The sequence below is a fragment of the Pseudomonas sp. LBUM1659 genome (genome assembly GCF_059716045.1).
The window spans coordinates 3,272,434-3,295,737 of record NZ_CP166797.1; the positions used below are offsets into that span (position 1 = coordinate 3,272,434).

Annotated in this window: 19 protein-coding genes and 2 pseudogenes; 10 read left to right on the forward strand and 11 right to left on the reverse strand. The window is 58.4% G+C overall.

Going from position 1 to position 23,304, the window contains the following annotated elements; translation table 11 throughout:
- Window positions 1-33: 33 nt before the first annotated feature.
- Entirely contained in the window at window positions 34-648 is a 615-nt protein-coding gene (locus tag ACA048_RS14740) for a TetR/AcrR family transcriptional regulator (RefSeq protein ID WP_497625085.1), read from the reverse strand.
- 42 nt (window positions 649-690) lie between these two features.
- On the opposite strand from ACA048_RS14740, the gene ACA048_RS14745 reads away from it, so the two are divergent.
- Both ACA048_RS14745 and ACA048_RS14750 read left to right on the forward strand, forming a co-directional pair.
- A complete protein-coding gene (locus tag ACA048_RS14745; RefSeq protein ID WP_497625086.1) occupies window positions 691-879 on the forward strand; it encodes a hypothetical protein in 189 nt (62 codons plus the stop codon).
- Window positions 876-2,111, forward strand: coding sequence for an NADH:flavin oxidoreductase/NADH oxidase family protein (locus ACA048_RS14750; protein ID WP_497625087.1), 1,236 nt, complete (start codon window positions 876-878; stop codon window positions 2,109-2,111). The genes ACA048_RS14745 and ACA048_RS14750 overlap by 4 nt, the downstream gene beginning before the upstream one ends.
- Window positions 2,112-2,132: 21 nt before the next feature.
- On the opposite strand, the gene ACA048_RS14755 is transcribed toward ACA048_RS14750, so the two are convergent.
- Together ACA048_RS14755 and mhpA are read right to left on the reverse strand one after the other, a co-directional pair.
- Window positions 2,133-2,780 (reverse strand): TetR/AcrR family transcriptional regulator, encoded by a 648-nt coding sequence (locus tag ACA048_RS14755; protein ID WP_497625088.1) that lies wholly within the window; start codon window positions 2,778-2,780, stop codon window positions 2,133-2,135.
- 2 nt (window positions 2,781-2,782) lie between these two features.
- Complete coding sequence (gene mhpA / locus ACA048_RS14760; RefSeq protein ID WP_497625089.1) at window positions 2,783-4,441, reverse strand: bifunctional 3-(3-hydroxy-phenyl)propionate/3-hydroxycinnamic acid hydroxylase MhpA; 1,659 nt, start codon at window positions 4,439-4,441, stop codon at window positions 2,783-2,785.
- Between the two features lie 361 nt (window positions 4,442-4,802).
- Here mhpA and ACA048_RS14765 point away from each other — a divergent pair, with 361 nt between their 5' ends.
- A complete protein-coding gene (locus ACA048_RS14765; protein ID WP_497625090.1) occupies window positions 4,803-7,682 on the forward strand; it encodes an ATP-binding protein in 2,880 nt (959 codons plus the stop codon).
- On the opposite strand, the gene ACA048_RS14770 is transcribed toward ACA048_RS14765, so the two are convergent.
- Window positions 7,679-8,395, reverse strand: coding sequence for a hypothetical protein (locus ACA048_RS14770; RefSeq protein ID WP_497625092.1), 717 nt, complete (start codon window positions 8,393-8,395; stop codon window positions 7,679-7,681). The genes ACA048_RS14765 and ACA048_RS14770 overlap by 4 nt on opposite strands.
- Before the next feature lie 355 nt (window positions 8,396-8,750).
- Here ACA048_RS14770 and ACA048_RS14775 point away from each other — a divergent pair, with 355 nt between their 5' ends.
- The 4 genes from ACA048_RS14775 to ACA048_RS14790 all read left to right on the forward strand — a co-directional run bounded on the left by ACA048_RS14775 (window position 8,751) and on the right by ACA048_RS14790 (window position 14,839).
- Complete coding sequence (locus tag ACA048_RS14775; RefSeq protein WP_497625093.1) at window positions 8,751-8,966, forward strand: hypothetical protein; 216 nt, start codon at window positions 8,751-8,753, stop codon at window positions 8,964-8,966.
- A gap of 117 nt (window positions 8,967-9,083) precedes the next feature.
- The gene (locus ACA048_RS14780) at window positions 9,084-10,601 is read left to right on the forward strand and encodes a TolC family protein (protein WP_497625094.1); all 1,518 of its coding nucleotides are present in this window, start codon (window positions 9,084-9,086) and stop codon (window positions 10,599-10,601) included.
- Window positions 10,602-10,631: 30 nt separating this feature from the next.
- Window positions 10,632-11,744 carry an efflux RND transporter periplasmic adaptor subunit gene (locus tag ACA048_RS14785; RefSeq protein WP_497625095.1) on the forward strand — a complete coding sequence of 371 codons (1,113 nt, stop codon included), beginning with the start codon at window positions 10,632-10,634 and terminating at the stop codon, window positions 11,742-11,744.
- Entirely contained in the window at window positions 11,741-14,839 is a 3,099-nt protein-coding gene (locus ACA048_RS14790) for an efflux RND transporter permease subunit (RefSeq protein ID WP_497625096.1), read from the forward strand. Before ACA048_RS14785 ends, ACA048_RS14790 begins: the two co-directional genes overlap by 4 nt.
- Window positions 14,840-15,094: 255 nt before the next feature.
- On the opposite strand, the pseudogene ACA048_RS14795 reads toward ACA048_RS14790, so the two are convergent.
- Window positions 15,095-15,241 (reverse strand): annotated as a pseudogene (locus ACA048_RS14795) (GNAT family N-acetyltransferase); the annotation flags it as partial.
- Window positions 15,242-15,617: 376 nt separating this feature from the next.
- On the opposite strand from ACA048_RS14795, the pseudogene ACA048_RS14800 reads away from it, so the two are divergent.
- Window positions 15,618-16,349 (forward strand): annotated as a pseudogene (locus ACA048_RS14800) (IS110 family RNA-guided transposase); the annotation flags it as partial.
- A gap of 112 nt (window positions 16,350-16,461) precedes the next feature.
- On the opposite strand, the gene ACA048_RS14805 reads toward ACA048_RS14800, so the two are convergent.
- The gene (locus tag ACA048_RS14805; RefSeq protein WP_288099608.1) at window positions 16,462-17,325 is read right to left on the reverse strand and encodes a LysR family transcriptional regulator; all 864 of its coding nucleotides are present in this window, start codon (window positions 17,323-17,325) and stop codon (window positions 16,462-16,464) included.
- Window positions 17,326-17,437: 112 nt separating this feature from the next.
- Here ACA048_RS14805 and ACA048_RS14810 point away from each other — a divergent pair, with 112 nt between their 5' ends.
- Window positions 17,438-18,046 (forward strand): LysE family translocator, encoded by a 609-nt coding sequence (locus ACA048_RS14810; RefSeq protein ID WP_497629867.1) that lies wholly within the window; start codon window positions 17,438-17,440, stop codon window positions 18,044-18,046.
- A gap of 109 nt (window positions 18,047-18,155) precedes the next feature.
- Here the strand turns inward: ACA048_RS14810 and tnpC are convergent, their stop codons facing one another.
- The 3 genes from tnpC to tnpA form a co-directional block, all read right to left on the reverse strand.
- Window positions 18,156-19,706 carry an IS66 family transposase gene (gene tnpC, locus ACA048_RS14815; RefSeq protein ID WP_497625097.1) on the reverse strand — a complete coding sequence of 517 codons (1,551 nt, stop codon included), beginning with the start codon at window positions 19,704-19,706 and terminating at the stop codon, window positions 18,156-18,158.
- 61 nt (window positions 19,707-19,767) lie between these two features.
- Entirely contained in the window at window positions 19,768-20,103 is a 336-nt protein-coding gene (gene tnpB, locus ACA048_RS14820; protein ID WP_497625098.1) for an IS66 family insertion sequence element accessory protein TnpB, read from the reverse strand.
- Complete coding sequence (gene tnpA, locus ACA048_RS14825; protein WP_497625099.1) at window positions 20,100-20,423, reverse strand: IS66-like element accessory protein TnpA; 324 nt, start codon at window positions 20,421-20,423, stop codon at window positions 20,100-20,102. The genes tnpB and tnpA overlap by 4 nt, the downstream gene beginning before the upstream one ends.
- A 408-nt stretch (window positions 20,424-20,831) precedes the next feature.
- On the opposite strand from tnpA, the gene ACA048_RS14830 reads away from it, so the two are divergent.
- Complete coding sequence (locus ACA048_RS14830; RefSeq protein WP_497625100.1) at window positions 20,832-21,299, forward strand: hypothetical protein; 468 nt, start codon at window positions 20,832-20,834, stop codon at window positions 21,297-21,299.
- Window positions 21,300-21,317: 18 nt separating this feature from the next.
- Here ACA048_RS14830 and ACA048_RS14835 read toward each other — a convergent pair whose 3' ends face one another.
- The gene (locus ACA048_RS14835; RefSeq protein WP_497629948.1) at window positions 21,318-21,512 is read right to left on the reverse strand and encodes a hypothetical protein; all 195 of its coding nucleotides are present in this window, start codon (window positions 21,510-21,512) and stop codon (window positions 21,318-21,320) included.
- Between the two features lie 111 nt (window positions 21,513-21,623).
- Window positions 21,624-23,234 carry a gamma-glutamyltransferase family protein gene (locus tag ACA048_RS14840; RefSeq protein ID WP_497625101.1) on the reverse strand — a complete coding sequence of 537 codons (1,611 nt, stop codon included), beginning with the start codon at window positions 23,232-23,234 and terminating at the stop codon, window positions 21,624-21,626.
- Between the last annotated feature and the right edge of the window lie 70 nt (window positions 23,235-23,304).

The following is a 23,304-nucleotide window of genomic DNA, read 5'->3' on the forward strand; positions in this document are numbered from 1 at the left end:
CAGGGGCGTTATCCAGTTGAATCAGTTACGCGCTCAGTCGAGAGGCGGAAGTGCCGGCAGTTCTATCGTCGCCAACGCACGCGCCTCCTCTGGCGACACTCCCAATGCCCGCAGCACCAGTTCGGCGGTGTCGGAGCCCGATTCGCGCCACGTTTTATGACCTTCCAGTACCAGGAAAATCGAGCCCAGGGTGCTGCTCGATATCAAGGTCAGTACCGAGAGCAATTGCTCCTGCGCAAACGTGTACCGTCCAATGGAAAGCCCGCTCAGAAGATCCGTAGTCGCCTGGCTGCTAAATATTTCGCGCAACGAAGAATTACTCATGGCGAATTTATGGATGAATGCACCCCACTGGGAATCCTCGTGCGCTCGACGAATGAACAATCGAATGCCATTGGCCAGGCGCTGAGCCGGATCAGAGAGGGAATTGAAGCTCTTGTTGACGCGTTCATGCATCTCCTTCGCGAGATGGCTGGCGACCGCCTCGAACAGGCTTTCCATGCTGTCGATGTTGCTATAAACCGTTCCGCGCGCCACGCCTGCCTCTTGCGCGAGGTCAAGGATATTCACTTGTGAGGTGCCTCTCTCGGCGAACAGGCGAAAGGCAGCTTGATGAATGCGACGCTGTGTTGGATTCAGGGATTCCACGGTTCTCTCTCCAGGATTACCTTATGGATCGATTGAACACTCATGTTCACTCAACGTCAACCATATTTTTATGGACTGTTGGTTCTTCTGTCTGAAACCGGCCTAAAAACTGATAATCCAGATGCAATGACAGAGGTCTCCGAACCAATAAAAGCACTGCACATTGACATAATTGAACACGCATGCTCAATTATGCTGACCGACTTTTATCAGCTGGAGGACAGAACATGACCGGCTCCAAGCTCTTTGAACCGCTTCGATTGCCCAATGGTGTAGTGATTCCCAATCGAATCGCCAAGGCAGCCATGGAGGAAAACCTTGCCGATGAGAATCACGCTCCGGGGGAAGCGTTGGCCAGGCTTTATCGGGGTTGGGCGGAAGGTGGGGCGGGTCTGATCATCACGGGCAACGTCATGGTTGATCGCCACGCCTTGACCGGACCCGCGGGTGTGGTACTTGAGGATGATCGGAACCTGCGGAATTTCCGGTTATGGGCCGAAGCTTGCCGCAGTCGCGGGGCCCAAGCCTGGATGCAGATCAATCATCCCGGAAGACAGCTACTGGCCTCAATGGGGCAGCCGGCAAGAGGCCCCTCCGCCATTGCGGTCGATATCCCCGGACTTTCAAAAGCTTTCGTGCCGCCCAGGGCTTTGGATGAGCAGGAGATCGAGGAACTGATTGAGCGTTATACCCAAGCGGCGGTGCTGGCAGAGCGCGCCGGATTTACGGGTGTGGAGATTCATGCGGCGCATGGCTATCTGTTCAGCCAATTCCTGTCGCCCTTGACCAACCGGCGTGACGACCGCTGGGGCGGCAGCCTGGAAAATCGTGCGCAAATTCTCCTGCAAACCATCGACGCCATACGTCAGCGCGTGGCACCGATCTTTTGTGTCGCGGTGAAGCTCAATTCCGCGGATTTTCAGCGCGGCGGTTTCGATGCCGAGGATGCGGCTCGTGTGGTGGAAATGCTTAACGCCAAGGCGGTCGACCTGGTCGAGTTGTCGGGTGGCAGCTACGAAAGCCCGGCAATGCAGGGGCAGACTCGCGATGGCAGCAGTTTGGCCCGAGAGGCCTATTTTCTCGAACTCGCGGAAAGGATAGGAAAAATCGCAGACATGCCGCTGATGGTCACGGGTGGAGTGCGCAGAAAGGAAGTCGCGGAGCGAGTGGTGAGCGGCTCGGTGTCGATGGTCGGGCTTGCCACGGCGTTGGCCATTGAGCCGACCTTGCCCAGCCAGTGGATGGCAGGTCAGGACACCGAAGTGGAGCCCATCGTCGTCCGCTGGAAGAACAAGGCGCTGGCGTCGCTTGCAGTGGCGTCGTTGATCAAAAAGCAGCTTGGCTTGCTTAGCCAAGGGAAGCGAACTCGACCTGGGATGTCACCGTTCATGGCATTGATCAGCAACCAGCTGAAATCTCGACGCCAGGCAAAGCGTTATCGGCAATGGATTAATAACGCCTGACCGATCAAGAAAGACATCAGATCAGGCGGGTAGTGGCTTTACGGCGATTCTTCGGGCTTTGGCAGGCGTTACGCCCAGAGCCTGGAGAACCATTTCGACGACCCGCAGATCGTGCTCCGCCACTGCCCGTCCCTCAACAACTGAGCGCATTGCTCCGGTTGTGCACGACAAGACTATATCCAGGGCAACCCCTTCGTCCTCGTAAGCCAAAGTGCCGGCACGCAGCCCCTCACGCAGATCGCCCAGTACATGGTCAGCCAGACGCGAGCGCATGGCCTGATCGAAATGGATGATGCGCAGCAGCGCATTCGCCCATTGGTGGTCAGTCGCAGCACGACTCACAAACATGCGTACGCCAATCGAAAGCCGCTGTGCCCCGCACTGCACGTCCGAGTTCAGGACAGAAATGGCGTCAGAGAACTCGGCGGCCATGGCAATGCCCACTGCTTCGAGGACTTCGTCGCGTGTTCGGAAATAGTTGTAGATGGTGCCGTTGGAAACTTCCGCCTCGGCGGCGACTTCGAACAATCCGATATCCCCCACCTCCTTACGTGCAACAAGTCGCAATGCCGCGTCGACCAGACCGCGACGAGTGCGCTCGCGCTTCTTGTGCCCCCTGGTGAGAGGTTCTGGCACAGCAGCTTCTAAAGAAGGTTTGGGGGAATGCATGATCAAGCTCTTAATCTAATCGGCTCGTTGATAGTAATGGAAACATTGTCATGAGTGGCATCATTACTCATCAGCAGATCACGGCAATCTCGAAGAAGTTTGCTGGCCTCTGTGCCAGGGGCGTGGTGCATGATGATCCGGTCAGGACGGACGGCGACGAGCGTTCCTTTGGCAGCCAATGGCAAGATCTCATGGTTCATATCCTCGATGAAGTCACAACTGCCGCCGGAGCGTTGACCGCGGGGTCTCACCTCCAGGAAGTGGCCCCCCATTTTTTCCCAGGCAACGGTCTGATCAGTGGTGAGCAGGGACAACGGGTCAACCCCGAATCCCACCAGGGTCAGGGTGTCTCCCAGTGCATCGTCGCTCAGCTTGATCTGCTTTTGCAGGGTGCGAACCCAGGCTTGGGGAAACAGGCTGCCACGGACCAGCTTGTCACCCCGACGATGCTCCACGAACAGGCCGTGCTTGAAGGTGTTCTTCGGCTTGATGTCCAACTGTTCGAAGTACCTTCTGGTCGCGGGAGTCAACGCCAGCATGCGCATCAGGCCGTGGATGAAGAATGCCGCGATTTTGTTCTTGGGCATCACCAGACGGCCCATGAGTTTTGCCAGGTTGATCATCGCCTGAGCATGCGGGCGGCGCTCAACGTCATAGGTCTCGAGTATCGCCGGCGCGGCGTGGCCACGAAGGACCCAAGCCAGCTTCCAGGCCAAGTTGGCACCATCGCGAAGGCCCGCGACGAGACCTTGTCCCACAAAGGGCGGGGTGATGTGTGCGGCATCGCCGACGAGAAACGTACGTCCCTTGCTGAACCGGTTGCAGCAACGTGCGTGGAATCGATACACCGCCTTGCGTTCGATTTCCAGCTCCAACGGATTGACCCATGGCGCAATGAGTCGGGCGATGCTTTCCGGGCTTTCCAACTCCTCCCGGGACTCGCCGGGGTGCAGCATGAATTCCCAACGCTCCCTTCCACCGGGGGCCGGCATATGCGGCGTGGGCCGCCGCGGATCACAGATAAACTCAATGTGATCGATGGCTGACTGATGCCGGTTCTTGGCATCGACAATCAGCCAATCCTCTGCGTAGGTTTGTCCTTCGAACTCCTGGCCGATCAGCGCCCTAACCCTGGAGCTGGCGCCGTCCGCACCAATCAGGTACTGGGCGCGAACAGCATGCGAGTGCCCATGTTGATCCCGCACGGTCGCGACCACGCCCTCCGCTTCTTCGACCAGGCTCTCCAGCTCGAAACCACCCAGGCTGATCACTGATTTCAGCCGGGAAACCTGGCCTCGCATCGCGCGTTCCAGATCGGGTTGATAGAAGGTCACCAGCTTGGGATGGCCATCGATACACCCCTCGGTATTGGCTCGACCGAATTGCCCGAGGACCGGAGAGTGCATCTTCACTTCAGGGATGACGATTTTCTCGAAAGCGTCCTCCGACAATCCGGCGAGTTGCAGGATGCGCAGCGCCTCGTTGTCCAGAGCGATGGCACGCGGCATCAGTACGATTTCATGGAGCTTATCCAGCACCAGGGTCGTAACCCCGTAGCGGCCGAGCAGCGCCGCGATTGTTGCACCTACCGGACCGTATCCGACGACCAGCACGTCGACGGCGGAGGGAGGCAATTGGGAATCTTTTTTGTTGTTGTTCATCTCGAGCCCTTGTTGTGATTGAAGTCGTGAGGCGCGCAGGTCTCATCGTCAGGCAGGGTTCAAGGTATGCAATATTGAGAGATATTTCAATATTGATGTTTTCGTCATTATTTTTTGAGATCATTGAAAAACCGTGATGTGACCGACCGGACGCGCCGAGATACGGGCATCAGTGGCCGTGTTAAGGCTCATGGTGTGAATCTGCGCGCAGGCCAGTTTCCGACCGACGACGCTTGGCTTCAGAGCCGATCAGCGTTGTCATGGGAACAATGGACCAGGACGGCAGGAACATTTTTTTCAACGCTGGATTCCGTGCGAATCTTCAGCGCACTACCCTGTTTCAAGTCTTTAGGAATCAACCGTGGCGCGTCCGCAGCCCCATCCGTCCCCTGCCCTGCTTGACTTTGGCGAGTTCGAACTCGATGAGGCTAACGCTTGCCTGTTGCGTGATGGGCAAGCGGTGGCGTTGGCGCCGACCCCCTTTCTGTTGTTATGCGTGCTCGCCCGCCAGCCGGGGTCGCTGGTGTCCAAAGACGCCTTGCTGGATGCCGTGTGGGGGCATCGGTTTGTCAGCGATTCGGTCCTGAAGACGGCCATCAGCGATCTTCGCAAGGTGTTGCGCGATGACCCCAGGCACCCTCGTTTTATCGAGACGGTGTCGCGGCGCGGCTACCGCTTCATCGCCGTGTCACCCCCTGCGGCGTCGATACCACCTGCTTCCACGGCAGTTCCGGCGACCGACACACCGTTCATCGGTCGCATTGACGAGGTCTTCAGGCTGCAACGGGCGTGGGAGCGAGCCGGTGGTGGCCAGCGTGCCGTGGTTTGGCTTGCTGGAGAACCGGGGATCGGCAAAACCACGCTGATCGAACATTTCCTCGCCGGCCTTGGCGGCATCGCCTGCGCACGCGGTCATTGCATGGAACATTTCGGCACCGGCGAACCGTACCTGCCGGTGCTGGAGGCGTTGGCCGATCTGTGCCGTAGCGACCCGAACCTGCCGGCGTTGTTGCGCGATGTGGCACCCACCTGGCTGCTGCAATTGCCGTGGCTGAGTAGCACGCAGGAGCGAGACGCTTTGCGGCGCGAGCTGGCCGGGGTCGGCCCGGAACGCATGCTGAGGGAATTCGGTGAACTGTTGGACCGCTACACAGAGCTGCGTCCGCTGTTGCTGGTCACCGAAGACCTGCACTGGAGCGACCGGGCGACAGTCCAGCTCATCAACTACATGGCGCGACGACGTGGCCCCGCGCGGCTCATGTGGCTGTCGAGCTTCCGTCTTGCCGAAGTGGTGGCGCTCGACCATCCGCTCAGCTCATTGCGCCACGAACTGCGTCTGCAACGCTTGTGCGAGGAAGTGGTGCTCGACCCTTTTTCGGAAACCGAAGTCGCCGACTATGTGGCGCTGCGTTCAGCCTCACTGGCACGCGATGAAGCCTTCGTGCGCGCCCTGCACGAACGCACCGACGGCGTGCCGTTGTTCGTTTCTTCAATCATCAGTGAAGTGATGGATGCAAAAGAAGACGAAACCACCATCGAAGCTCGACTAACGGATCTGGCGGTTCCCGACAACCTGGCCGCCATCATCGATCACTACATCGCCAAGCTGGGTCCGGAGCAACGCGCACTCCTTGCGGCAGCTGCGGTTTGCGGGACCGACTTCCGGGTTGAGACGGTTTCGCTAGCCCTGGAGCGCAACCTCTCTTCAGTGATCGACGCCTGTGAAGAATTGATGCGTGAACAGGTTTGGCTCACACATTCGCGGGTTCCCGATGTTGACGAGGCGGTAGAGCCTCCTTACTCGTTCCGACACGCCCTTTTCCGCCAGGTGCTGTATGACCGCACACCGCGTTCGTTGCGCATCGATCTCCATGGCCAGGTTGGCACTGCCCTCGAACGCGAGCGCTCGGCCGGTGTGTCGGTGGCGGCCTCGGAACTGGCGATGCACTTCGACCGTGCCCGGCTGCCGATGATTGCGCTGCGCTACTACGCCGAGGCCGCAGAAGCCGCGCTACAGCACTTCAGCCCGGACTTGTGCATCGGCCTCACCGAGCGCGCCCTGATCCTGCTGACACAGGCACCCGAAGGGACGGAGCGCGATACGTTCGAAATGACCCTGGCCACGTTGCAGGGGGTTTCGGCCTTCCACATGTTCGGTGTCGGCAGCGAAGCCAAGGGGGCTTTCGAACGTGCTTACACGCTGCTGGCGGATGTACCCGAGCACCCTATGCGCGGTCGCCTGCTGCACGGATTCGGCTATCTGCTCGGTCTGCGCGGCGATTATTCGCAGGCTTTGGAAGTGGCAGATCGTGCTGAAGCACTGTCCCTGAACGCAAACGATTTAGTGCTCATGCTGGCAGCGTGCATCGTCCAGGGCGAGGTGCATCACCTACAGGGTCGAACGAAAACGACTCGCCGCTGGTTAGAGCGCGCCCTCGCGATCGCCGAGCCGCTGGACATCGGGACCAACGAGATCTTTGCAGCGGATCCCCAGGTCATGCTGCACGGTATGCTGGCCATCGAGCTGGTGCGTTCTGGCCTGATTGAACAAGGGCGAGCCCATATGCAGCGGGCACGAACCCGCGCGCATGCGCTTCGACAACCCATGACATGGCTGGTCGCGGCCTGGCAGGAAGTGTTGATCGAGGTACGACTGGGAAACCCTGTGCGAGTGGCAGCGCTGGCTGACGACATGCAGAAACTCGTCGATGAAAATTCCCTCGCACTCGGGCGTACAGCTTGCCGCTGGTGGCGCGGCTGGGCCGACGCGCGAAACGGTGCCCCCCGCGACGGCTACCGAAATATCCGCGAGGCCTACGAGGAACATACCGGACTCGGCATGCGCTCCGGTGCCAGCGAAGTCCTCGGCTACGCCACCGAGGCGCTGCTACTGGCAGGCGATTACGACGCTGCGCACGTTAAATTGCAGGAAGCCCTCCGGGTGGCAGAGGAACTGGGCGAACGCGTGTACCTGCCGCAGCTGTTGCTGCTGGAGGCCAAGATCACGCGAGCTCAGGGTCGATCGGATGCCAGCAGCGTGGCGGTGCGGCGTGCGATTGAGGAGGCTCGCGCCCAGGAAGCCTCATGGCTGGAGCTGCTCGCAAGGGTCGAGCTGTGTGAGCATCACGACGCTACCACTGAAGATCATCAGGCATTGGCAAGGCTGATTGACCAATTGCCCGAAACGCATGGGACTGAATTAGTAAAACGTGCGCGCGACCTCATTATTTTCAGCCCCTAAAATTTGTCACCGCTATAGAGATCAACCAATTCCTCTAAAGAATTAATTGTATTTTCCATAATCGTTAATTCTTTTTTAGCTTGAAGCTCCAACAATTCAACATTCGAAGTCAACCCCAGATCTTTCCGGATACCAATGAGAACTGAAACTTGAAACTCAGCAATATCCTTGACGTTTGGCAGCAAGCTCTTCAGCAAATTAAGACGCTCTATCCTCACCCGGGTTTCAGCACCACTGAGCGCCAGCCTTGCCTCTTCCGCCTCGGTAAAATAACGCTCATAAGCCCCCATCACCGCGTCAATAATTTTCGAATCTGAAGGGGGCACTTCTTTCAACTTGTTGAGCTCAAGCAGCAATCGCTCGGACTCTGAAACCGAGCATTCGCACTTTCTTTCCCAGCCATTTCTGTCACCGATAGCCTTACCGAGTACCGCTCTACTGAAGGCGGACTTCATCAAAAGATCGTTATATTTTGATACGAGCTCACCGACTAACGATGCCGTCACAGGCTCCGCCACTAACTGAATCTGCGCTGCAACGGAAAAGAAATCGCTTAACCCAGGGCTAATTGTGAATGATTCATCCCTATCGGAAGGCTCGATTAATGAACTCAACGCCTTCGGCATTTTTTTCGCAGCCTCCAGGTAAACATCTCGCCTTAGCGACGCGGTGCGCTCTTGAGACTTTATGGTCGCATCATGATTAAGTTGCATTTCCAGCCGCGATTTATTGCTCCTGTTGGAGATAAGAACACCCCCGAGTGTCAGACCCGACGCCAACAAGCCAGACCAGACAACATCTGGAACTGATCGGATGAAATCAAAAAAAATTCATTCCCTGATGCTCCTGGTGATGCCGTTTGAATGAAAGGGCCTCAACGCCATGATCTGTCGAAATTCAATATTCGAAAAGAGCCCCCTGTAGCGTCATGAGTCAGTTTGGGAAACGACAGGTGACGACTGTTGAGGCAGACGGACGTTATCCGACCAAACCCTGACCTTTCGCTTACGACTTCTCCCAAGGGGCGGCTTACGCTGGCATCGAACTTACTCGATCCCCAGGTCTGCGATGAGCCTTAACCCTGAATCCAAATACCCGAGCCGACGCTCCTACGTCGTCAAATTGCGCAGTGATGCCGGACCGAAGGCCCTGATGGGCCGCCTCGAGAACCTGGTCACCGGGCGTCAGCACGAGTTCTCGTCCGCCGAAGAATTGCTGGAGTCAATTGGCTCCGATCTGGCGTCAGCAGACCGTGAACAGGCGATAGAAAGGGACGGCGAATGACCGTTCCGACATCGACATCACGTGTGCAAGGCGACCGAACTGCGACGTTTCGCTGACTACTTCGCGCACCGAGGTCCCTACGCTGACGCCACCTCGAACTACACGAGTCCATTTCTAATGCTGCGACTTTCCACCCTCCCTCCGCTGCCCCGCCATACCAGTGGGATAATCTTGCAACGGACCCCATGCTCGACGGGGTTCGCCATGGCGGCAGCCCTTGTCACTTCGATCGCCCTCGCCCTTTCCGGATGTTCCACGCCGGTCGTCAAACCATCGGTAGAAGTGCCGAGCCATTTCGCCGCGAGTACGGCCTCCGAGATGGAGCCCGAGGCGGCCTGGTGGGAGGTCTACCACGACCCTTTGCTATCGGACCTTGTGCGCCGCGCCGCGCATGAGAACCGTGACGTCAAGATAGCCGCCGAACGCTTGCGTGCAGCGCGAGCCGGAGAAACGGTCAGCCAGTCCTGGCTGCTCCCAAGCGTCGGTGCATCCGTCTCCGGCAGCGACCGCAGCAGCGGCTTCAACTCGGCGGTAAAACAGGGTTATCCGGATACCAAGACCGCCAGTGCGGGTCTGGATGTCTCGTGGGAAGTCGACCTGAGCGGCCGGCTGCGAGCCGGTGCGGCGGCGGCAGATGCCGAGGCACTGGCCGCCGAACACAGTATGCGAGGCGTACGCTTGCTGGTGATGAGCGATGTCGTCAGCAACTATTTCACACTGGTCGGAGCACAGCGCCAGGTCGCGACGCTGCGCGCAATCTCGGCCATGCAAGATGAGACGCTGCGTCTGGTCTCCGCGCGTCAACAGGTGGGATTGGCATCCGCCTTCGACGTCGAACGCGCACAGACCGACGCCTTGTCGGCGCGGGCGCAGATTCCGCCGCTGGAAACCCAAGTGGCGGTGGCACGCCACCGTATCGCGGTGCTGATCGCCGACCAGTCTTTCAACACCACAAACATCCAGCCTCCGAGCGCAGACCTGGCCGACGTACCCGAGGCCAAGCCCGGGCAGCCCGCCGAGTTGCTGCAACGCCGACCTGACGTATTGGCGCTGATGGCACAGCTCGACGCCGCCAATGCCCGTCGCCAGCAAGCGAAAGCTGAGTGGTTCCCGCAACTCTTCCTCGGCGCGTCTTTCGGTCGCCAGGGTCTCAACCTGAACGGTGCCGATCTCGGCGCTGCGCGCTTCACCAACGTCGCGGGTCTGCTGGCGATGCCGCTCTTCAACGCGGGGCGCACGCAAGCGATCAACGAAGCGGCCGAAAGTGCCCAACAAGAGGCGCTGCTACGCGCCGAAGACGGCATCTTGCGGGCGCTCGAAGATGTGGAAAACGCACTCGTCACGCTGGCGCAGGAACGCCGCCGTTCCGGGTCGCTCCAGTTGGCCGCCGCGTCTGCGGAGAACGCACAGAATCGCGCCCAGTCGCTCTATACCCGCGGGCAGATCGACCTGTTGCCTCTGCTGGATTCGCAGCGTGCGCGCCTGAGTGCACGCCTGAGTGCCAACGAAAGCAACACCCGACTGCTGCTCGACAGCGTGCAGCTTTACAAAGCACTGGGCGGGGGCTGGCAGGTGTTCGAACACCCCGCCAACCCGACCGCGTCCGCTAAAACCGACCGACCACCACTTTCCTGAGTTTTTGTCGTTTTCCAAAGAGGAACCGTCTTGAAGAATTCCCTTACTGCGGTCGGCGCCTTGGCCGTCGCCGTGATGCTTTGCGCGTGCAGCCCGGATCAGCCGTCCGTGCCGGCCCCCAGAGCGGTACGTACCGTTGAAATCAACTACGACAATGCCCGCGACGTCAGTCGCTACGTGGGCACCGTGCAGTCGCGGCACGAAGTCGAGCAGTCTTTTCGGGTGGGCGGCAAGGTGGCCCAACGCAAGGTTGATGTGGGTCAGTTGGTGCATGAAGGCGACATATTGGCAGTGCTCGACGACAGTGACTACCGTCTCGCGGAGGAAGCCTCGCAACAGCAGTGGGCGGCTGCCGTGGAGCAAACGCGTCAGGCGGAATCGGATCGCCAGCGCCTGACGGCCCTGAAGGCTGATGGCTCAGTCAGCGCGGCCGACGATGAGCGTGCGCACACCAACGCCCAGACCACGCGCGCCACTGCCGAGGCCGAAGCGCGAAAGCTTGAACTCGCACGCAACCGCCTCAAGTACACCGTACTGCACGCCTCCCGTAGCGGCGTGGTCACGGCGGTACGCATCGAAGCGGGACAGGTCGTGGCGGAGGGTCAGCCAGTGATCTCGGTGGCGAATCCGGACGAGTCCGAGATTGTCATCGATGTGCCCGAGGATCAGCTGTCCACCTTCAAGGAGGCGCACTTCAAAGCCTCGCTGGCCAGTGCGCCGAACAAGACCTTCGATGTCACCCTGCGCGAGCTGTCGCCGCAGGCCGCCACGCAGACGCGCACCTATCGCGCCCGGCTCAAGCCGGCGCAGGCGCTGCCGCTGGGCGCCACTGCCACGGTCATGGCCGAGCGCGAGCTGACCAGTGTCTCGGTAGCGGCGGTGCCCGCCACGGCACTGACGCAAAGCGGTGGCCAGCCGTCGCTGTGGGTGGTCACGCCCGAGGGCAAGAATCCGGTGGGCACTGTCGAACTGATGCCTGTGGCGGTATTGGGCTATCGCAATGATGAGGTGCTCGTCTCCGGGCCGCAGGCCGGCGTATTGGTCGTCACCGCCGGGGTGCAGAAGATGGCATCCGGACTGAAGGTCGCGCTTCCCGGCACGCCGATTGTTGACACGAACACCACGCAGCAGGCCGCCCGATGAACAATTTCAACCTCACCGACTGGGCGCTGCGCCATCGCGCCATCGTTCTGTTCATGCTCCTCATTGTCGCCGCGGCTGGTGCCTTCAGCTTCACCCGCCTCGGCCAGCTCGAAGATCCGAATTTTTCCGTGCCCTCCATGACCGCCATGGTCATCTGGCCGGGCGCTACCGCGCAGCAGTTGCAGGACCAGGTCCTCAACCGCATGGAGAAAAAATTCGAGCAGATCGACAACTTCGAGAAGGTGGTCACCTACGCGCGGCAAGGCTACGCAGGCATGACGCTCACCGTGCGCGGTGGCACTTCCAAGGCTGACCAGCGAGAGGCCTGGTACCAGGCGCGCAAGAAACTCAACGACTTGAGCCTGGAGATGCCCGACGGCGTGGTCGGCCCGATCCTGAACGACGAGTACGGCGACGTGTATGGCCTGATGTACGCGGTCAAGGGCGACGGCGTTGGCCACGCCGAGTTGTCGGACGCGGCCGAAGACATCAAGCGCCAGATGCTGAAGGTGCCGATGGTCAAGAAGATCGATCTCATCGGCAAGCAGGCCAAGCGTGTTTACATCGAGTTCTCTCACGAGCGCCTGGCAGCGCTGGGCATTACACCGCTGGCCATCGCCGAAAGCCTCAAGAGCCAGAACGCCATGTTGCCCGCTGGCCAGATCGACACCCGCGGCGACCGCGTCATGGTGCGCGTGAGTGGCCAGTTCACCAGCGATGAGGCAATTCGCAACGTGCCCCTCTCCGCGGGCGGCCGGCTGATCAAGCTCGGCGACATCGCAACCATTACCCGTGGCTTCGAGGATCCACCGACCTACACGGTCCGCCACAACGGCCAACCCGTGCTGATGCTCGGCATCACCATGACCAGCGATGGCAACATCGTCGACCTTGGCAAGGCGATGGACACGGCCGTCGCCAAGATCCAGTCAGAACTTCCGCACGGCGTAGAGCTGGAGCTGGTGGCTGACCAGCCCACCACGGTGAAGGATGCAATCCTGGACTTCGGACGAGCGCTGGTCGAGGCGCTGATCATCGTGATCGCGGTCAGTCTCGCCAGCCTGGGCTGGCGCGCCGGCCTCGTGGTCGCGGCTACAGTGCCGCTGGTGCTGGGCGGCGTGGCGCTGGTGATGTTGGCGATGGGCTGGAACCTCGAGCGCATCTCGCTCGGCTCACTGATTATCGCGTTGGGACTGCTGGTGGATGACGCCATCATCGCCATCGAGATGATGGTGGCGAAGATGGAAACCGGTATGGACCGCGTGAAGGCGGCCGCCTTCTCCTATCAGTCCACCGCCATGCCGCGCCTGACCGGCGCACTCATCACCGTCGTGGGCTTCCTGCCCATCGGTCTCTCAAAGTCCACCACCGGCGAATACGCGGGTGGCATTTTCTGGATCGTTGGTGCCGCAGTGCTGTTCTCGTGGATCTGCTCCGGCATCTTCACGCCGTACCTGGCGGTCAAGATGCTGCCCAACGACTTGGGCAAGCACTCGCACGGTGATCAGCACGACACAACGTTCTACCGCAAACTGCGCCGCCTGATCGACGCCGCCATCGAGCACCGCTGGGTGGTCATCGGGGCGACGGTGGGCGCACTGGTGCTTGCCCTCGCGTGCATCAAGTTGGTACCGCAGCAATTCTTCCCCAACAGTTCGCGCCCTGAGCTGGTCATTGATTTGCGTGTCAAGGAAGGCGCCTCGTTCGCCGCAACGACCGAGCAGGTCAAGCACATGGAGCAGATCCTGGCGAAGGACGAAGACGTGCGTTTCTATACGGCCTACACCGGTGCCGGCGCACCGCGCTTCTATCTCTCGCTCAACCCCGAACTACCGAATCCGGGTTTTGCCCAGCTCGTGGTGATGACCAAGGATCTGGATGCGCGCGAGCGGGTACGTGCGCGGCTGATGGCCTCGGCCGACCAACAATTCCCGCAGGCGTGGGTGCGCGTGACCCGGCTCGAGTTGGGGCCACCTGTCGGCTACCCGGTGCAGTTCCGCGTGGTCGGCCCCGATACCCAGGTGGTGCGCAAGATCGCCCGCGACGTGGAAAAGGTCGTTGCGTCCAACCCGAAGGTGCGCGACCTCCAGCTCGACTGGAACGACCCGGTGCGCACGATGAAGGTGGAACTTGATCAGGACAAGGCGAGCGCGCTGGGCCTCACGCCGGCCGATGTGTCGCTGGCGACCCAGACTGTGATGAACGGCGCAACCCTGTCGCAACTGCGCGAGCGCGAGGACCTGATCGACATCGTGGCCCGTGCCGTACCCGAGGAACGCTTGAACCTCGACACCCTGAAAAACATCAACCTTTACACCCGCCAGGGCACCGTGGTGCCGCTGTCGCAAGTCGCACAGGTGCGCTCCGAACTGGAAGAGCCAGTACTGTGGCGCCGCAATCGCGACATGGCGATCACGGTGCGTGCCGATGTGAAGGATGGAGAGCAAGGTGTATCGGTGACGCAGGAAATCCAGCCATTGCTCAAGAGCATCGAAGCAAGTCTACCGACCGGTTACCGCATTGATGTGGGCGGAGCGGTTGAGGAAAGCGACAAGGCCAACAAGGCGCTACTCGCGGTGGCACCACTGATGCTGATCACCATCCTGCTGTTACTCATGCTGCAATTGCAGAACTTTTCCCGCATGTGGATGGTGATGCTGACCGCACCGCTGGGCCTGATCGGTGTGGTGCCCGCGCTGCTGGTGTTTCAATCGCCGCTGGGCTTCGTCGCGATCCTGGGCATCATCGCATTGGGTGGCATGATCATGCGCAACGCGGTGATCCTGATCGATCAAATACAAATCGAGATCGCCGAGGGGCGCGCCCCATGGAATGCTGTGCTGGATGCCGCCATTCACCGAGCGCGACCGGTAATGCTGACGGCACTCGCCACTGTGCTCGCCATGATTCCGCTCACGCGTAGTGTATTTTGGGGGCCGATGGCGATCGCCATCATGGGCGGCCTCACTGTGGCGACGCTGCTGACGATTTTCTTCGTTCCAGCGTTGTACGCCGCCTGGTTCAAGGTGGGGCGTCAAGCGGCCGCTGATCCCCAACAAGTACAGGGGAACGCCACGCTTGCTTCTGAGGGATGAGTGCCGAGCCTTTGTACCCGACCTCACCACTGTTAGATAAACCTATTAAGCACGGTTTCTGAAACAACCAAGGTCAGCCGTGAGGTCCTGCGAAGGCTCCTAGTCTTTTGCGCCTCGCGGCTCACCGGAAAGGCTGATGGCCAAAATAACGGCTGACGACAGACGGCTATCGGCCAATACCGGACGTTCAACCCAGGTCTGCCATAGCCCCATAGCTGCCAGTCAGAAGCGGACGGTCATACTCAACCGTTTATCTCAGCTATCTGCTAGGCGGTATAGCGCTTGGGCATGGGATGTCGTTAACACGGCACATTGCAGATTTCTGCGGCTTTGGGAGCTGGCCAAAGCGGTCGCACCGATCCAGTGGCAGCCATGCTTCTTTGCTTGCTCTATTCGGTGAGAAGCGACGGTTATCGGGGATGGTGGGCACCGCCTGCAAAACGTATGGTCCCTCAACTGAGATTTCGATTCGGACGGCCTGCAAGCAATCTCGATGGGCGATGCACAGACCAAACTATGCATCCTGACTTGCACTGAGGCACTGAAGGCTACACAACCATCGCGGTCGCACTCCTCCTTTGCTCTACACTCATACGGCGTGGAAAATCAGCACAGAAATAGTGATTTAGCGTTGTTGATGCAATCAAGCACTGGTGGGGCAATTGGCATTGCCAACGTCTGGGACATACGCCTCACACGCCCCCGACTGCGCTCGTTTTACCCTTAGTAGCGACTTCGTTCTGCACTGGTCTCGAGGTGAGGGATGAATAGATTCGTAGCAATGAGCCGTCCCAGCATGCGCTTCGTCGCCATCAAGACGATCGAGCAACAGGATATCCAGGCGACGCATCGCATCCGGGCCGGCTTAATCGAACAGCGGACGGCCAAAGCCAATCAGATCCGTGGGCTGGTCGCCGAGTACGGTCTCGTTGCACCGAAGGAATTGCTGATGCTGCGTCGTGCAATACCGTGCTGGCTAGAGGATGCGGATAACGGTTTGACGGCACGCTTTCGTCGTCTGCTGGATGGTTTGTGGGACGACCTTCGTGCGCTGGATGGGCGTGTATGCAAGCTCGACGGCGAGATCACTGCGATCGCGACAAACGAGCCGTCCGCCGTTCGCCTTCAACAGCTGCGCGGCGTCGGCCCAATGATCGCCACAGCGCTCGTCGTCGCTCTCGGTGATGCCCGTCAGTTTGCCAATGGCCGACAGTTTGCCGCCTCGCTGGGACTGACACCGAGGCAACACAGTTCTGGTGGTAAGGATCGACTGCTCGGTATCAGCAAGCGCGGTGATACGTATCTGCGAACATTGATGGTGCATGGCGCACGCTCGGCGCTACGCACAGCCAAATCCAAAGAGGATCGACTAAGCCAGTGGGCCGTTCGTTTAGCCGAGCGATCGCATCCCAATGTGGCCGCTATTGCGCTGGCCAACAAAACTGCACGCATGGCTTGGGCGATGCTGCATCACGGCACTGATTACCAACCGAATCAGGCAGCGGCCTGATCTATTTACCCGTAAGCGTTCGGCAATTACACCTTGCTCTTGGGTATTGGCATAACGGCAATCAGGCTGCCCACATTATCTTCCATGCTGTTACCGCCCCAACACCAGATGACTACGCCTGAAGTCTTAGCGCCCTGATGATGAAAGCATGCAGGCTATTGACCGCCTTAGACCCGCGAGAGGCTCGGCTACGCAGAATCGAAACTTCCATAGGTTCAATGCTTCCTAAGCCGTGCTCGCTACTTAAGACGTGAAGCGATGCCTGCACGCTGCACTGAGTGATCGCGGCAATAGCGAGCCCACCCTCGACTGCGGCCACCTGGCCAGCAAGGCTAGAGCTGTTGTATACCACCTTGAATTGGCGTCCCTGTTGGGTCAGTGAATTCACCGCATAACGCCGAGCCAAGCTTTCACTTTCGTAGACTGCGATAGGCACCGGGTCTCGCCTCCAAAGTTCGAATTGTGGTGAGCCAACCCAAACCATGGCCTCTTTGAAGAGAAATGTACCGCTTTGAGGCGAGTCTCTGGACACCAGGGCAAGATCAAGATCGCCGCTTCGCACACGCGGGATAAGCGTGGTCGACTGTTCACAGTTCAGTTCTATTTCCACGCCTGCGTAGCGCGGTGAAAAACGCTTTAGAACCGGCGTGAGATACCTTGCCGCGTAGTCCTCTGCGACTCCAAGGCGGATTCGGCCAGTTAACTCTTCGCCGTAAAAAGCCGCTTGCGTCTCAGCGTGGAGTGCGAGCATACGACGTGCGTAGCTCAGCAGCGTCTGGCCGTCAGCAGTCAGTTGAAGGTGTCTCGGGCCACGACTTAACAACTGCCGTCCAAGCGCGGCCTCCAGTTTCTTCATCTGCATGCTGACGGCGGACTGCGATCTGTTTACCTCGTGGGCTGCGCCAGATAGCGAACCTGCATCCACCACTGCCACGAAGCACTTGAGCCAATCGATCTGCAAATCGCTGGCAGGCATCGCTGTTACCTCTATTCGTTAATCGAATGGCTACGACGTGAATTATGCGCTTTTCATGACAATTGTTCACCCGCAAGATACTTGCCTGAATCAACACATATTGGATCTGATCATGCCGTTTGAGACCTGGTTGCTCTATCTGTGTACCTGCTGCGGCATAGCGGTAGTGCCAGGGCCCAATGCGTTATTGGTGCTTACCCATGGAGCAATTCACGGGAGTCGGAAAACGCTGTTCACTATCACGGGCGGCGTGCTCGGCTTTGCAGTCGTACTTTCGCTTTGCGCTTTGGGGTTGGGTGCACTGATCCAAGCATCGGCCACCTGGTTCACAGCATTGAAGGTTGTCGGCGGGCTATATCTGATCTGGTTGGGCTTCGGGCTGTGGCGATCTGCACCAGTCAGTCTTGAAAAGACCGGTACTACAAACTTCCGACGTTGGTTGATGTTCCGCCAAGGGCTGGTATCGGCTATTTCAAATCCCAAAGCACTGCTGCTATTCACCGCGTTTATTCCACCATTCCTCGATCCGCACAGGAGCATCATCGCGCAGACGACCGCCATCGCGCTGACCTACGCAGTCGTGGAGTTCGTCGTTGAGTATATGGTGGCCAGCGCAGCGCACCGGGTCAGACCTTGGTTGGCTCGAACTGGACGCCGGTTCAATAAAGTCTGTGGTTGGTTTTTTGTACTTTTTGGACTGGCCCTACCTATCCATACCTGATGGCCCTATGTCCCGTATCAGACGGAATTCGACGACAAATGTGGTAACAGTTGATGTACATAGGTTGGGCGTTGCGTCGGTATCCATCCGAGCATCATATCTTGCTTAATTAAACCGGTTGCCACGTATGCGGCAGCAACTGATCAATTTCACTCGCCCGCTGCGTCGGCAGGCGAGTGAGAACATCCTTTAGATAGGCGTACGGATCATGACCATTCAGCCGCGCTGACTGGATCAAGCTCATGATCGCCGCCGCCCGTTTTCCGCTGCGTAGCGACCCGGCGAAGAGCCAGTTCTTGCGCCCAAGAGCCCATGGTCGGATCTGATTCTCCGCCCAATTATTATCAATGGATACGGCCCCGTCATCGAGGTAGCGCGACAGCGCTGCCCAGCGTTTAAGGCTGTAATCGAGTGCTCTGCTGATAGCCGAACCTTCGGGCACAAGATCACGCTGGGCGATCATCCAGGCATACAGCCTATCCATCACCGGCACGGCTTTTTCTTGCCGTATTCGGCACCGTAAATCCGGCTCCAGGTCACGCACTTCGCTCTCGATTTCGTACAACAACTGGATGTAGCGCAGGGCCTGCTCGGCGATCTGGCTCTTGTTCGTAGCGTGCAGTTCGAAGAACTTTCGCCGGGCATGGGCCATGCAGCCGATCTCGGTCACGCCGCGTTCGAAGCTGGCCTTGTAACCGCCAAAATCGTCGCAGACCAGCTTACCTTTCCAGCCTTGCAGGAAGTTGCGAGCATGCTCACCGGCGCGGCTGGGGCTGAAGTCGTAGACGACTGCGGCTGTTTCGCAGAACTGGCTGGTGGCGTAAGCCCAAACATAAGAACGGTGGGTTTTCTTCGAGCCCGGAGCGAGCATCTGCACGGGTGTTTCATCCGCGTGCACGACCTGCTGCCCGATCACTACGTCACGCAGGGCATCGACCAAAGGCTGCAACTGCACGCCAGTAACACCCACCCATTGAGCCAAAGTGGAGCGTGGAATCGCCAAACCGGCGCGGCCAAAAATCGATTCCTGACGGTAAAGCGGAAGATGGTCAGCGAACTTCGCGATCATGACATCGGCCAACAACCCGGCAGTTGGGATGCCCTTGTCGATGACCTGCGCCGGTACGGGTGCCTGGATCAGCGTTTCGCAGTCATCGCAAGCCCACTTGCCACGAACATGGCGCTCGACGGTAAACACGCCCGGCGTGTAGTCCAGCTTTTCGCTGATATCTTCACCAATGCGCTTGAGTGCGCAGCCGCATGGGCAGTGGGTGTTGTCCGGTTCGTGTTGGATCAACGTGCGTGGGAATTCTGCCGGCAATGCCGTGCGCTTGGGCTTCTGCTTTTTTTGCTCGGTCGCCGCAGGTGCTATTTGCAAGGCTTGAAGCTCGGCCTCAATCGCCGCGATATCGGTATCGATCAGGTCATCAAGCAGGCTGGCCTGCTCAGTATTCATCTGCTCGCTGCGCTTGGCAAACTTCAAACGCTTGAGTTGTGCGATCTCGTGGGTCAGCTTCTCGATAACCGTTTGATCGCGGTTAATCTTCTTGCCCATTGTTTCGACCGTCTTGCCCATGGTCTCGACCTGCGACAGCAACTGCGCAGCGAATGCACGCAGTTGGTCGGGAGTCATTTGATCGAGATTGGGCGAGGAAGTCATGCCGTGGATTTTAACAAAGCAGGCCACTTGCGACAGCAAGCCAAGACGCTAATTACAGTTTCTAAAGCAGTGTAATTGCACCGCCAGCTCCAACACGTTGCCAAGGTAGACCGAGCACCAAGGCCTGAAGTTGCTCGTTATCCAGCTCCATTTTGCAGCCTCGTCTAATGCCAGGCCAATGAAACTTGCCTTGGTTCAACCGACGTGCAGCCAGCCAAACGCCAATGCCGTCATGTACCAGCACTTTCATGCGAGTAGCGCGGCGATTAGCAAACAGATAGGCGCAGTGCGGCTTCGCCGCACCAAACACGGCGATTACTCTGGCCAGCGCAGTTTCAGTGCCGGCACGCATGTCCATGGGTTCGGTAGCGAGCCAGATGGCGTCGATGCGGATCATCGCAACAGGTCTCGAAGGAAAGCGGCGCAGGCAGCAGCACTATCGGTTGGCCAGTTCACTTTGACGGTGCCGCGCGGGTGCAGAATCTCAACGCTGATATTCGATGAAGATACGTGCGCCGTTGTTTGCAAAGGCAATGGGATGAATGCAGGTTGAAGCGCCGTACTTTTCTGCGCTTGCACTCGAATCCATTTGTGGACGAGGTTTGCGTTGAGGCTATGGCTGAGGGCGATGCTGGCAATCGAAGCGCCGGGCTGGGCGCACTCTTGAATAACCTGGGCCTTGAAGGACTTGGAATAGGAACGGCGTGTTGGCTGCATGAAATACCCGCTTAAAAGGCTAGAACTGGTGCCCACTTAAATTTAAGTGCACACCATGTCTTGGCTTTGCGGGGCTGGGTAGATGACTTGGCCGGACGGTTACAATCTCACGGCCTTTTGCTGCGCTTGAATCCACCAGAGGTTCAAGCGCCTGAGAACTACTTATATCCCTCCTCACCTTATTGTGGATGATAAAACTCACTCGCTTTGCATCATATGCTAGGCCAATGTCGGACAAATTTTCAGGAGCATTTTACGTTTAACATAAATAGGATAATTCGTAAAAAATGATTCTACTATGCCATGTCGTTAGTTGACAAAATGGCAATGAATTTATCCTTGCAACGGGGAAAAGGTTGATGGGATATTATAGTCATTGCATATAATAACAATAAAAGGAAAGTAGCGATGTCCTATTGCATCAATGTTAGCCATCTCGAAAGAGAAACCGTGGTCTCCGTCGAGATAAACGGCCCAAGTGAGGAATACCGGTCAGTTCGAATCTCCCAATTCCAATGTATCGGCTGGCTCTTGAGTATATTCGACAGTGCTCAACGTCTGATTGACAGGTCTGATGGGCTTTTGAATGAAGGCTATGATCAGGAAGCGTTGGAGCGTGTGGCTAGGCTATCGCCTGATCAAGCCACCCAATTGCTGGCACTGACTACCCTCAGTGACCGCTTTGAATACGTGTGGGAGGTAATCGGGGAAAGCGAACGTGAAACGGCGAGTGTCATGGATTTTCGTTACTACGACAATTTCTGGCCTGGTTTCGATGTCTACAGCCTCATTTGGAATCCTACCCCCTCCCCCTACCCTGGTCAGACGCTTCCTTTGCCGGCAAACTTCCCCAGCTTTTCTACGCTGAAAAGCTAGAAATCAGGTGGCGCGGCATTAGCTCCCGCCGAGCGTCAACGACCTATATAGCATCACCAAAATTGAAAAAACTAGCGAGTGATCTCTCGCATTGATTTGTTTGGCGACATACTCGTCGATGACGCGAACGAGGTGATCCTCGGGGATCATTTCCTCCTGCGAGACCGGAAACAGACTGGACTGGCTGCGCGACTCTCCTTGAATATAGGCCATAACGAAAAATGCTCCGTATCTTCCGATACAGAGCATTTTCATTCAGCGCTGCGCAGATTGCTAGGTTTTCACACAGTCTGGGAAGTCTCTTTTTTTGTTTTCAGTAGCCCACTACCACACCGCGATATGGGAATCGGCCCGTGGCTCGGTACCGCCGCACAGTACACCGGTGTACGGGTCACGGATGATGATCTGCCCTCGGCCATAGTTGATCAGGTCGCAATCAATCTGAATCTGATGTCCGCGCCGTGCCAGCGAAGCCGCCAGATCCCGCGATGCTCCCTGTTCGATGCCGACCTTCATACCCCCGAGCCATTGCCACCGCGGCGCATCCAGCGCAGCTTGAGGGTTGAGACCAAAATCCACTAGATTCATAACCATCTGCACATGGCCTTGCGGCTGCATGTAGCCACCCATGACGCCGAACGGCCCCACCGGCGCATCACCTTGACTGATGAAACCGGGAATGATGGTGTGAAAGGTTTTTTTGCCCGGTGCCAGGCAGTTGGCGTGGTCAGGGTCGAGACTGAATTCCTGTCCGCGGTTCTGCAAGGCGATGCCACTGTCTGGCAGCACCACTCCGGAACCGAAGCCGTGGTAGTTGCTCTGGATGAAGGACACCATGTTGCCCTCCTCATCCGCCGTCGCAAGGTAAACCGTGCCGCTGGCATGGGGATCACCGGGATTAGGTTCTCGCGCCTGATCCGTAATCTGTTCGCGACGTTCGCGGCTGTAGGCATCGCTGAGAAGGTCAGCCACCGCCACACGCATGTGCAGTGGATCGGTGATGTAATGCAGGCCGTCGCTGTAAGCCATCTTCATGGCTTCCAGTTGACGATGCCAGGTCTGCTGGCTGTCGCGGTGATCGAAGTCAAAGCCCTCAAGGATTTTCAGGGTCATCAGGGCGACCAATCCTTGCCCGCTTGGGGGGATTTCCCACACATCGTAGCCGCGATAGTTGATGCTGATCGGGTCCACCCATTGGGCACGATAATCTTGCAGGTCATTGGCGCGCAGGTAGCCGCCGGTGGCGCGGGAATGGGCATCCAGCCGCTGAGCCCATGCGCCGCGATAGAGGCTTTCACACTCGGTGTCAGCCAGCTCTTGCAGCGTTCGGGCTTGCGCCGGATTGCGGAATATTTCACCGGCCTTGGGTGCACGACCATCGATCAGGAACGTATCGAACCAGGCGTCGAGCACTGGGTCTCGATGGGGGCTGAATTCATCCAGAGCAGTCTGCCATTGTCGAGCGACCACCGGAGACAGTGGAAAACCATCCCTGGCCAGACTGATGGCGGGCTGCAGCAAGTCGGCAAAGGGCAGCTTGCCGAACCGTTTGGAGAGCTCCGCCCAGGCCGAAGGGCAACCGGGCACCGTGACCGGCGTCCAGCCATAAAGCGGCATCTGCTCGTGACCGCCCGCCTTGACTGCATCGATCGTCAGCGCTGCCGGCGCCTGTCCATTGCCGTTCAACCCATGCAATTGGCCTTTGCTCCAGACCAGTGCAAAGGCGTCGCCGCCCAAGCCGCAGCCGGTGGGTTCAACTACTGTCAACGCTGCCGCCGTGGCGATCGCGGCATCAATGGCATTGCCGCCCTTGCGCATGATTTCGATACCGGCTTCGGCGGCCAATGGCTGTGAAGCCGCGACCATGCCACGCCGGGCAAACACACTCTGACGTTGCGACGGATAGGGATATTCGTGGGCAGAAAATTTCAACATGGCAAAAGCTCTTCCAAACAAAGATTCATTGGCCGCAGGTGTCCGGTTCCATGCCGGGTGAAAAACCCGA

Coding starts and splice junctions, on each gene's coding strand:
- ACA048_RS14745 (WP_497625086.1), top strand. CDS start 691: ATGTTCACTCAACGTCAACCATATTTTTATGGACTGTTGGTTCTTCTG.
- ACA048_RS14750 (WP_497625087.1), top strand. CDS start 876: ATGACCGGCTCCAAGCTCTTTGAACCGCTTCGATTGCCCAATGGTGTA.
- ACA048_RS14755 (WP_497625088.1), bottom strand. CDS start 2,780: ATGCATTCCCCCAAACCTTCTTTAGAAGCTGCTGTGCCAGAACCTCTC.
- mhpA (WP_497625089.1), bottom strand. CDS start 4,441: ATGAACAACAACAAAAAAGATTCCCAATTGCCTCCCTCCGCCGTCGAC.
- ACA048_RS14770 (WP_497625092.1), bottom strand. CDS start 8,395: ATGCAACTTAATCATGATGCGACCATAAAGTCTCAAGAGCGCACCGCG.
- ACA048_RS14775 (WP_497625093.1), top strand. CDS start 8,751: ATGAGCCTTAACCCTGAATCCAAATACCCGAGCCGACGCTCCTACGTC.
- ACA048_RS14780 (WP_497625094.1), top strand. CDS start 9,084: ATGCTGCGACTTTCCACCCTCCCTCCGCTGCCCCGCCATACCAGTGGG.
- ACA048_RS14790 (WP_497625096.1), top strand. CDS start 11,741: ATGAACAATTTCAACCTCACCGACTGGGCGCTGCGCCATCGCGCCATC.
- ACA048_RS14805 (WP_288099608.1), bottom strand. CDS start 17,325: ATGCCTGCCAGCGATTTGCAGATCGATTGGCTCAAGTGCTTCGTGGCA.
- ACA048_RS14810 (WP_497629867.1), top strand. CDS start 17,438: ATGCCGTTTGAGACCTGGTTGCTCTATCTGTGTACCTGCTGCGGCATA.
- tnpC (WP_497625097.1), bottom strand. CDS start 19,706: ATGACTTCCTCGCCCAATCTCGATCAAATGACTCCCGACCAACTGCGT.
- tnpB (WP_497625098.1), bottom strand. CDS start 20,103: ATGATCCGCATCGACGCCATCTGGCTCGCTACCGAACCCATGGACATG.
- tnpA (WP_497625099.1), bottom strand. CDS start 20,423: ATGCAGCCAACACGCCGTTCCTATTCCAAGTCCTTCAAGGCCCAGGTT.
- ACA048_RS14830 (WP_497625100.1), top strand. CDS start 20,832: ATGTCCTATTGCATCAATGTTAGCCATCTCGAAAGAGAAACCGTGGTC.
- ACA048_RS14835 (WP_497629948.1), bottom strand. CDS start 21,512: ATGGCCTATATTCAAGGAGAGTCGCGCAGCCAGTCCAGTCTGTTTCCG.
- ACA048_RS14840 (WP_497625101.1), bottom strand. CDS start 23,234: ATGTTGAAATTTTCTGCCCACGAATATCCCTATCCGTCGCAACGTCAG.